Source organism: Streptomyces sp. NPDC037083, assembly GCF_055606485.1.
In genome coordinates, this window is record NZ_JBVJSQ010000037.1 from 1 (window position 1) to 8,403 (window position 8,403).

Here is an 8,403-nt window from a genome sequence, read left to right on the forward strand (position 1 = left end):
GGGCTGCATCGGCCACTCTCGTCCCAGCAGTCGCAGACTCACTCACCCTTCGAAGCGCCACCAAACAACCTCGCCAGGACAAAACGCTCTTTGAGTACCTGTTTTCAATCACCTTGATCAACGGATTCATGGGCGCTGCCTTAGGGTGGTGTAATGATCGAGTTCTCTGCCGCCGTCGGCCCTGATGTACTACTGCGCCCCGTGTTGCAGGAGGACTCTGCGGCGCTCTGCCGGGCGTACCTGCGCAATCGGGATCATCTGCGCCCCTGGGAACCCCGACGCGGCGAGGACTTCTTCACGGAAGAAGGACAGGCCACGCGCCTGCGTGATCAGCGAGAGCATCGCGAAGCGGGTCGGCTGGTGCCGTGGGTCCTGGCTCAGGGGGGCGAGATCATCGGCGGTGTGACTCTCTCCAATGTGTCACTGGGGGCCGTTCCGCAGCGCAAACCTCGGCTACTGGATCGACGTCGAACACCTCGGACGGGGCCTTGCCACTGCCGCAGTGAATCTTGCCTGTCAAGCCGCTAATGATCATCTCGGGTTGCATCGGGTTGAAGCCGGCACGGTGATCAGTAACGCGGCGTCCCAGCGAGTGCTTGCCAAGAGTGGGTTCGACCTCATTGGCGAGGCAAGCAAGTACCTGCATATCAATGGGGAGTGGCGCGATCATCTCTTGTTTCAAAGAATCCTGAATGATCGTCACCCGGTCTAGGATCTCCAGGCTTCTGTGCAAGGCGCCGAGCCGCCTCAGCGGCCTGTCCGCCCTACATCCCCCAGATTCTTCGCGGCCCGATGAGGCTGCGACCGGGTGAGACGGCGGGTCATGAGGGTGATGGCGGCCCAGGTGATCAGGGTTTCGGCGTGCTGGATGAGGCGTTCGTAGTCTCTGGCGTGGCGGCGGGCGTGCATCAGCCGGGCCAGGGAGCGTTCGACGACCCAGCGCCGTGGCAGCACGACGAACCCGACTGCGTCCTTCGGGCGGCTGACCGTCTTGTCGACCATGGCAAGCCGGGTCAGCTCGTAGGCCGCGTCCAAGTCGGTCATGTCGTCCAACGAGGTACAACGTCAGTAATCGGCCTGGCGCTCGCTCCCGAGCACCGGCGCGGACACGGAGCCCTGTATGGCGCCCTGAACCGGGGCCGCCTGGACGTCGCCCGGCTGAGGCGCGTACTGGCCGGCCTGCCGCTGCCCCGCGCCGCCGACGGCCGCCTGGTCCTAGCGGTGGACGTCTCTCCGTGGCTGCGACCCGACGCCGACACGAGCGACGCGCGCTCGTTCTGCCACACCTACGGCCGGGGCGACGCCAGGCACCAGATGATCCCGGGCTGGCCGTACTCGTGGGTCGTGGCCCTGGAGTCGGGCCGGACCTCGTGGGTCGCCCCGTTGGACGCGGTGCGGCTGGGGCCCGGCCTCCGTGACCGCCACGCAGCTGCGGGAGCTGGTCGAGCGGCTGGTCGCCGCCGGCAAGTGGAAGCCGGGCGACCCGTCGGTGCTGGCTACGACGTGATGCGGCTGGCCTACCTGCTGCGCGACCTGCCCGTGGAGATCCTGGGCCGCCTGCGCTCGGACCGAGTGATGCGCCGCCCCGCGCCGACCCGCGCGGAGTTCGCGGCGGCGAACCCGGCCGGCGGGCGGCCGCCCAAGAACGGCCGCGAGTTCATCTTCAAGGACGCCCGGACCTGGGGCGCCCCGGACGCGGAGACGAAGGCGGAGACCACCCGCTGCGGCACCGCCCACGCCCAGAACTGGGACCAGCTCCACCCGGAGCTGCAAGGGCGCGCCGCCTGGCGAGACCACCCCGGCCAGCTCCCGGTCATCGAGGGCATCGTCATCCGACTCCAGGTAGACCACCTGCCCAGCAGGCGGCGACCCCAAGCCGCTGTGGCTGTGGTGGTCCCGCCCCGCAGCCAACCCTGCGGAGACCGACCTGGCCTGGCAGACCTTCCTGCGCAGGTTCGACATCGAGCACTTCTTCAGGATGATCAAGCAGACACTCGGCTGGACCGCTCCGAGACTGCGAGAAGCCGACGCCGCGGACCGCTGGACCTGGCTGATCGTCACCGCCTGCACTCAGCTCCGCCTCGCCCGCTCTCTTACCACCGACCTGCGACGGCCGTGGGAGATGTCGACCGAACCGAACAAGCTCACCCCGGCACGAGTCCGACGAGGGTTCCAGCACCTGCACGCCAGAACCTCAACGCCGGCCGCAGTGCCGAAACCCACCCGCCCCGGCCCCAGGCGCCCGCCCGGCTCCAAGAACCGCCGCCCCGCGAACCGTTACGACGTGGGCCTGCTCCTGGTCACCGACGAGTCCTACCGCCGACCGGCTCACCACAAGGCAAACCCCGCCGCACCGGATAAATCACAAGCTGAGGAGGGCGAAGGCGTGGCTCCGGTGTTCCGCGAAGAGCCGAATAGCGCGTTCGGTGTCGCGGGCTTCCAGGGCGTCGGCCAGTTCCCGGTGTTCTGTCTCGATGTGCTGGGCGTAGTCTTCATTGCTGGCGCCGATGCGCATCAGCAGGAACAGGTGCACCTGGGAGCGGATCGCCTGCCATGCCCCTTCCAGGCGGTCGTGATGGGCGGCGGCATAGACGGCGTCGTGGAATTCTAGGTCGAGCCGCACAATCGCATGCTCGTCCTCGGCACGACCCATCCGGTCCACGGCTCTCTGGACGGCCGACAGGTCCGCCTCCGTGGCGTTTTCCACCAGACGCTCGACGGCCAGCTGCTCCAAGGCGCCGCGGAGGCTGTACAGCTCCTCGGCGTCTTGTGCGGACAGGGCGGTCACGGTGGTTCCTCGGTGCCATTCGCTCTGGACGAGACCTTCGCGCTCCAGCCTCAGCAGTGCCTCGCGCACCGGTCCACGGCTGACTTCAAGGACAGTGGCCAGCTCAACCTCCCGCAGCTGAGCTCCGGGCGCGTAGTGGCCAGAGAAGATCGCATCCCTGATCCGGTCGGCGACCTCGTTGGCCATGCCGCGTCGGCGGGCCGGTGCCATGCCACTCTGCTTGCTCACTTCGCTCCTGCCACTTCTTGATGTAGTGATGTTAACATTCAATCATTCGTCGGCAGTGCTGCTGCCCGCCTCCCGAAGGACAGACACCTACCATGACCATGCGCGACACACCGCTCCCGCCATTCCACCTTGCTGTGCCCGTCGACGACCTGGCGGTAGCTCGCCGTTTCTACGGCGAGACCTTGGATTGCCGCCAGGGCCGTAGTTCCGACACGTGGATCGACTGGGATTTCCGCGGCCACCAGCTCGTGACCCATCTGGCGCCGCGCAATGAGGCGATCCACAATCCGGTCGACGGCCACGACGTACCTGTCCCGCACTTCGGCCTCGTTTTGTCCATTCCCGACTTCCACACACTGGCCGAACGCCTTCGTGGAGCGGACACCACGTTTGTCATCGAGCCCTATCTGCGCTTCGAGGGGCAGTCTGGCGAGCAATGGACCATGTTCCTCAAGGATCCTTCGGGGAACGCCCTGGAGTTCAAGGCGTTCGCCGAGAGCTCGCAGATCTTCGCAGTGTAGCCAGCGCATCTACCAGGCCCGCCCGGCCCTGGCAGCCTCTCGGCTGACGCCAGCCAGTTCCTCGGCCGACTCTTCTCGCAACTCGAAAACGACATAGGAGACAACGACATGCGTATTGCTGCCGCGCAGGCCCGTCCACACTGGCTCGATCCGACGGCAACGACCAAGAAGGTCCTCGCGTGGCTGGAGAACGCAGCGGCACAGGGCGTCCAGCTGATCGCCTTCCCCGAGACCTTCCTGTCCGGCTATCCGTCCTGGCTGGAGCACACAGGTGGCGCCCGCTTCAACGACGCCGCACAGAAGCGAGCCTATGCGGCATACCTGCAGGCTGCGGTCGAGCTCGATGGCCCGGAACTCGCCCAGATCACCGAGGCCGCACGGGACCTGAGCATCTTCGTGTACCTCGGCACGACGGAACGAGGAGTGGGTAGTGCCCGAGGGACCGTGTTCTGCACTCTGGTCGCCATCCACCCCGGTGCAGGTATCGTCAGCGCCCACCGCAAGCTCATGCCGACCCACGAAGAACGGTTGGTCTGGGGCATCGGGGACGGCAACGGGCTACGCGTGCACCAAGTAGGCCCTGCACGGGTGGGAGGCCTGAACTGCTGGGAGAACTGGATGCCCCAGGCCCGCCACGCTCTCTACGCACAGGGCGAGGACCTGCACATCAGCGTCTGGCCTGGCAACCCCCACAACACCGCAGACAACAGCACCTGCTTCATCGCCCGTGAGGGAAGGATGTTCCACCTCGCGGCCAATGGGCTACTCTCCCTGGCCGATGTCCCCGCCGACTTCCCGCTGCGCGCCGAGTTGGAGCAGGCCGACGTATCAGACTTCTGCCGTGGCGGCTCTGCCATTGCGGCGCCGGACGGTACCTGGATCGTAGAGCCGGTGGTGGACGAGGAGCGTCTCGTCATGGCCGATCTGGACTTCACCCGAGTCCGGGAGGAGCGTCAGAACTTCGATCCGGCCGGCCACTACAGCCGACCGGACGTGTTCGCTGTCGAGGTGGACCGTCGGCGTAGGAACGCTGCCCACTTCCGCGACTGACCGGACGGCGGTATAGGACGGGAGGCCGAACCGTCGGCCTGCATGATCGACGGCAGAGCGTGAAAGCCTCCACCAGCGTGCCCGCCGCCAGCCAGGGCACCGACGCCGGAAAGAAAGCATCCGATGCGTCCCTGGCTCCTGAGCATCAGCGTGGGCATGGTGCGTTGTACGGCGGTTGGACCATGGCCGGCTGGATCCGTCTCGGCTGCGCATGGCTCAGGCGGGGCTGCCGCTTCCCCGGCACGGCGGAAGGGCGGCTGGTCCTGGCGGTCGATGCGAGCAACTGGCTGCGGCTGGACGCGAACACCAGCCCTGACCGGCTGTTCTGTCACACGTACGGGCGGGGCAGAGGCTCGGCCCAGATGGTCCCCGGGTGGCCCTACTCCTTCGTCGCCGCTCTGGAGGTGGGGCGGACGTCGTGGACGGCCGTGGTGGACGTCGTCCGGCTGTGTCCGTGGGACGATGCGATCGCCGTCACTGCCACGCAGATCCGGGAGGTGTTCCAGCGGCGCTGTCACGTTGGCTGAGCGGGTGGGATGATCTTCTGGTTGATCGTGTTGGAGGGGGCTGTTCCGTGGGGGCCGTGGCTCCGTCGTACAAGGGGCACCGATACCCGGTCGAGGTCATCTCCCACTGCGTGTGGCTGTATCACCGCTTCCCGCTGTCGTTCCGCGAGGTGGAGGAGCTGATGCTCGAGCGCGGGATCGTCCTCTCCTACGAGACGGTGCGCCGCTGGTGCGCCAAGTTCGGGCAGCGGTACGCCGATTCGCTGCGCCGCCGCTGGTCCCGGCTTGGTGACAAGTGGCACTTGGACGAGGTCTTTATCAAGATCAATGGGGAACAGAAGTATCTGTGGCGGGCGGTCGACCAGGACGGCAACGTCCTGGACATCCTGGTACAGAGCCGCCGGGACAAAGCCGCGGCCAGGCACTTCTTGCGCAGGCTGATGAAGAAGACCCGCACGGTGCCGCGGGTAGTCGTCACCGACAAGCTCCGCTCCTACGGCGCGGCCCACCGCGAGGTCATGCCTTCCGTCGAGCACCGCTCCCACAAGGGGCTGAACAACCGGGCGGAGAACAGCCACCAGCCAACAAGGCAGCGCGAACGGGCGATGAAAGGCTTCCGCAGCACCGGCGCAGCCCAGCGGTTCCTGTCCGCGTTCAGCGGCATCTCACCCCACTTCCGACCCCGACGCCACCGGCTGTCCGCACACCATTACCGAGCCGAGATGACCGTCCGCTTCGCAATCTGGGAGCAGATCACCAGCGCCGCCTACCCCTCCACCACGGCCTGAGCACAGCCCGAAACCGGGCTCCACCACGCCACGACGCACCATCAGACACCTACCCACCCAACAACGTGACAGCGCCGCCAGAAGTCGTTGCCCGGCAGCGCGAGCCTGGAGGCGCGGCGGCGGGGCAGCCAGCGAACATTTTCACCGGCGCGGAGGTTGGCGTCAGTGGGGGCGCGCTCGAAGCGGATATATTCCGTGACGGGCTCGGACACGACCCGGGCCCGCCAGACCTTCACCCCACGGGCGACGGTCCGCTCCACCAAGGCAGCCACCCACTCGGGCGGGAAACCGACGCCAACGGCGGCCGGTCGCAGAAGTGGTGGCCCACAAGCTGATGGAAGACGATCTCGTCGAGTGCCGCCATCCAGTGCGGTGAGCTATGTGACGGGGGTCACGGCAACGGGCTGGGGTGGTCGGACAGGACGGGGTGTGGAGCTATCGTTGCGCGCTCGTGTGCGGGCCGGGGACCCGGCGGCATTCGGGCAGATCTTTGATGAACACGCCCGGGTCGTGTACAGGCACGCGGTGCGCTGGACCGGCGACTGGGCCGCTGCCGAAGACGTGGTGTCCCTGACGTTCCTGGAAGGCTGGCGGCTGAGGAAGAAACTACGCCCGGGCGGGGAGAGCCTGCGGCCTTGGTTGCTGGGCATCGCAACCAATGTGCTCCGCAACACCGCCCGTGCCGCGCGTCGGCACCAGAAGGCGCTGACTCAGCTGCCTCTGCGCGAGACAGTGCCCGATTTCGCGGAGGAGCTGGTGGGCCGGCTGGCCGACACAGAACACCTGGCCGCGGCAAAGGCCGCGCTGCAGCAGTTGCGGCCGGCGGAGCGGGAGGTGTTTGCCCTGTGCGTGTGGTCCGGCTTGGAGCATGCGGCGGTGGCCGAGGCGCTGGGGGTGCCGGTCGGCACCGTCCGCTCCCGGCTGTCGAGGGCTCGCACCCGGCTGCGGGAGCTCACCGAGCAGGAACTGGGCCGGATTCAGAAAGACATGCAACGCGAGGTGGGCAGCGGACAGATACCGGGTGACCGCACATCTGCGGTCCGGTCGATCCAGGAGAAGAACCGATGAATGCCACCCCGCAGTCGCCGCAAGGGGCTGAGCGTGAGGAACTGTCCCGGCTGCTGCCGGCACCGGCGGATCCGGATCTCTCTCGCGACCGCCACCTTCTGCTGAAGGAACATCTCATGAACCACGTGCACGACGAGTCCCGCCTCGCCGCGAGGCGCTGGCGTCTCGCGACGCGATTCGTTGCCCCGGTGGCGCTGGCGGCGGCCGTGGCCGGCGTCGCGGTGAGCATCGGCCAGACACCCGGCGACACCGACACGGTCAACGTCGCGGCGGGCCCCGACCGAATCACCAACGTGGCCTACACCCTCGACCGTGAGCCGGACGGGGCCGTCAAGGTGACCATGCAGACCGAGAAGGTTCAGCCCGATCTCGCTGGCCTGCAGCGCGACCTGGACCGGATGGGAGTACGGGCGCGCGTCTACCGAGAGGATCCCCAGTGCGCGATCGACCAGAGGGACCTCGAACGACCCCCAGGCTCTCAGCGAGACGTGGTGCGGATCGAGCAGGAACAGAGCAGCCTGATCGCCACCATTCATCGGGACAAGATCCCTGACGGCGCCACCCTCGTCGTCTTCTTCCCGCCCGTGGTGGACGGAATGCCCGCATTCGGCGTCGACGTGCTCAGCGGCGATCTCCCCTCCTGCTACCACGCCCAGAAGGGGGAACTGCCCTAACTAGCGTCCGTCTTCAAACGGATCTTGCCCAGAGCAGGAATGACGCGAGACTGACCGCTGCCTCGTAGGAGGTGGCGGTCTTGTCGTACCTGGGGGTGATTCCGCGGAAGCCTTTGAGTCGGTTGAAGCAACGCTCGACGACGTTGTAGGGAAGGCCCGAAGGGAGCACGCGTTGCACGTGACCTGTGGAATCGACTGGGCTGAGGATCACCACGACGTTGCCATGGTCGACCAGGACGCCCGACTGCTCGGCAAGCTCAGGATCGATGGGCGCCTGTCGAACGAGGCATGGCACGGCTGAAGTCCTGGCGTCTTCCGCAGATCCCGCATCAGCCCCAACCGCATGAGCGTTATTAGCAAAGCCGTCCTCACCTTGGAGAAGCAGCGCTGAAATCGCTCAATAATTGGGCCTTGGCCCAAAGCCCATCGGGTCGTCGATACTCATGCCGGTTTATTCGCCCGAACGGCATAGTGTTGCTGCGGATCAGGTCGGGGGTTCCGTCTCGCACCGGTTCGGTTGGAGTGCATCCGGGCGGGGGCGCCACGAGGGGAAGCGGTGATTCAATCGCCGCCGCCGTGGCGCACATCCGCACGCATTGCGCAGCGGGCGCGCTGGCAGCCATTGGGATGGCGCAGACATCCGAGAGAGACGGCGGGCTCGGCCGGTCGTGCGTGGGAGGGGTTCACTGAGCCTCTTTCATCCTGTGCTGGCGGGTGAAATGGGGTGGTCAGTGGGTGTGGTGACGAGGCAGGGCCCCTCGTCGTTGGCGTGGTGATTCC

9 protein-coding genes and 5 pseudogenes are annotated in these 8,403 nt (G+C 66.8%); 10 read left to right on the forward strand and 4 right to left on the reverse strand.

Annotation, left to right across the window (positions count from 1 at the left end):
- The first annotated feature begins 153 nt into the window (after window positions 1-153).
- Window positions 154-712: pseudogene (locus tag ACZ7DE_RS40805) on the forward strand (GNAT family N-acetyltransferase).
- An 83-nt stretch (window positions 713-795) separates the two neighbouring features.
- On the opposite strand, the pseudogene ACZ7DE_RS40810 reads toward ACZ7DE_RS40805, so the two are convergent.
- Window positions 796-1,008, reverse strand: a pseudogene (locus ACZ7DE_RS40810) (IS5-like element IS4811 family transposase); the annotation flags it as partial.
- Between ACZ7DE_RS40810 and ACZ7DE_RS40815 the strand changes: the two are divergent.
- Window positions 904-2,361 (forward strand): transposase, encoded by a 1,458-nt coding sequence (locus tag ACZ7DE_RS40815; protein ID WP_470769606.1) that lies wholly within the window; start codon window positions 904-906, stop codon window positions 2,359-2,361. The pseudogene ACZ7DE_RS40810 and the gene ACZ7DE_RS40815 sit on opposite strands and share 105 nt — an antisense overlap.
- Before the next feature lies 1 nt (window position 2,362).
- Here ACZ7DE_RS40815 and ACZ7DE_RS40820 read toward each other — a convergent pair whose 3' ends face one another.
- Entirely contained in the window at window positions 2,363-3,016 is a 654-nt protein-coding gene (locus ACZ7DE_RS40820; protein ID WP_470769592.1) for a GntR family transcriptional regulator, read from the reverse strand.
- 92 nt (window positions 3,017-3,108) lie between these two features.
- Here ACZ7DE_RS40820 and ACZ7DE_RS40825 point away from each other — a divergent pair, with 92 nt between their 5' ends.
- The 4 genes from ACZ7DE_RS40825 to ACZ7DE_RS40840 all read left to right on the forward strand — a co-directional run bounded on the left by ACZ7DE_RS40825 (window position 3,109) and on the right by ACZ7DE_RS40840 (window position 5,881).
- Window positions 3,109-3,537, forward strand: a complete 429-nt coding sequence (locus ACZ7DE_RS40825; RefSeq protein WP_470769594.1) for a VOC family protein — start codon at window positions 3,109-3,111, stop codon at window positions 3,535-3,537.
- Between the two features lie 108 nt (window positions 3,538-3,645).
- Window positions 3,646-4,587 (forward strand): carbon-nitrogen hydrolase family protein, encoded by a 942-nt coding sequence (locus ACZ7DE_RS40830; RefSeq protein ID WP_470769596.1) that lies wholly within the window; start codon window positions 3,646-3,648, stop codon window positions 4,585-4,587.
- A gap of 59 nt (window positions 4,588-4,646) precedes the next feature.
- Window positions 4,647-5,114, forward strand: a complete 468-nt coding sequence (locus ACZ7DE_RS40835; protein ID WP_470769598.1) for a transposase — start codon at window positions 4,647-4,649, stop codon at window positions 5,112-5,114.
- Window positions 5,115-5,161: 47 nt separating this feature from the next.
- Complete coding sequence (locus ACZ7DE_RS40840; RefSeq protein ID WP_470769600.1) at window positions 5,162-5,881, forward strand: IS6 family transposase; 720 nt, start codon at window positions 5,162-5,164, stop codon at window positions 5,879-5,881.
- Window positions 5,882-5,958: 77 nt separating this feature from the next.
- On the opposite strand, the pseudogene ACZ7DE_RS40845 reads toward ACZ7DE_RS40840, so the two are convergent.
- Window positions 5,959-6,207, reverse strand: a pseudogene (locus ACZ7DE_RS40845) (DUF6879 family protein); the annotation flags it as partial.
- Window positions 6,208-6,322: 115 nt separating this feature from the next.
- Between ACZ7DE_RS40845 and ACZ7DE_RS40850 the strand changes: the two are divergent.
- On the forward strand, window positions 6,323-6,949 hold the full coding sequence (locus ACZ7DE_RS40850; RefSeq protein ID WP_470769602.1) for an RNA polymerase sigma factor: 627 nt from the start codon (window positions 6,323-6,325) through the stop codon (window positions 6,947-6,949).
- Entirely contained in the window at window positions 6,946-7,623 is a 678-nt protein-coding gene (locus ACZ7DE_RS40855) for a hypothetical protein (protein WP_470769604.1), read from the forward strand. Before ACZ7DE_RS40850 ends, ACZ7DE_RS40855 begins: the two co-directional genes overlap by 4 nt.
- A 13-nt stretch (window positions 7,624-7,636) precedes the next feature.
- Here the strand turns inward: ACZ7DE_RS40855 and ACZ7DE_RS40860 are convergent.
- Window positions 7,637-7,768 (reverse strand): annotated as a pseudogene (locus tag ACZ7DE_RS40860) (IS5/IS1182 family transposase); the annotation flags it as partial.
- A 33-nt stretch (window positions 7,769-7,801) separates the two neighbouring features.
- On the opposite strand from ACZ7DE_RS40860, the gene ACZ7DE_RS40865 reads away from it, so the two are divergent.
- Both ACZ7DE_RS40865 and ACZ7DE_RS40870 read left to right on the forward strand, forming a co-directional pair.
- On the forward strand, window positions 7,802-7,924 hold the full coding sequence (locus tag ACZ7DE_RS40865; RefSeq protein WP_470769608.1) for a hypothetical protein: 123 nt from the start codon (window positions 7,802-7,804) through the stop codon (window positions 7,922-7,924).
- Window positions 7,894-8,014 (forward strand): annotated as a pseudogene (locus ACZ7DE_RS40870) (IS5/IS1182 family transposase); the annotation flags it as partial. The gene ACZ7DE_RS40865 and the pseudogene ACZ7DE_RS40870, both read left to right, overlap by 31 nt.
- Window positions 8,015-8,403 lie beyond the last annotated feature (389 nt).

What these genes read in the sequence shown, in the direction of transcription:
- ACZ7DE_RS40830 (WP_470769596.1), top strand. Translation starts at nt 3,646, where the DNA reads ATGCGTATTGCTGCCGCGCAGGCCCGTCCACACTGGCTCGATCCGACG.
- ACZ7DE_RS40825 (WP_470769594.1), top strand. Translation starts at nt 3,109, where the DNA reads ATGACCATGCGCGACACACCGCTCCCGCCATTCCACCTTGCTGTGCCC.
- ACZ7DE_RS40855 (WP_470769604.1), top strand. Translation starts at nt 6,946, where the DNA reads ATGAATGCCACCCCGCAGTCGCCGCAAGGGGCTGAGCGTGAGGAACTG.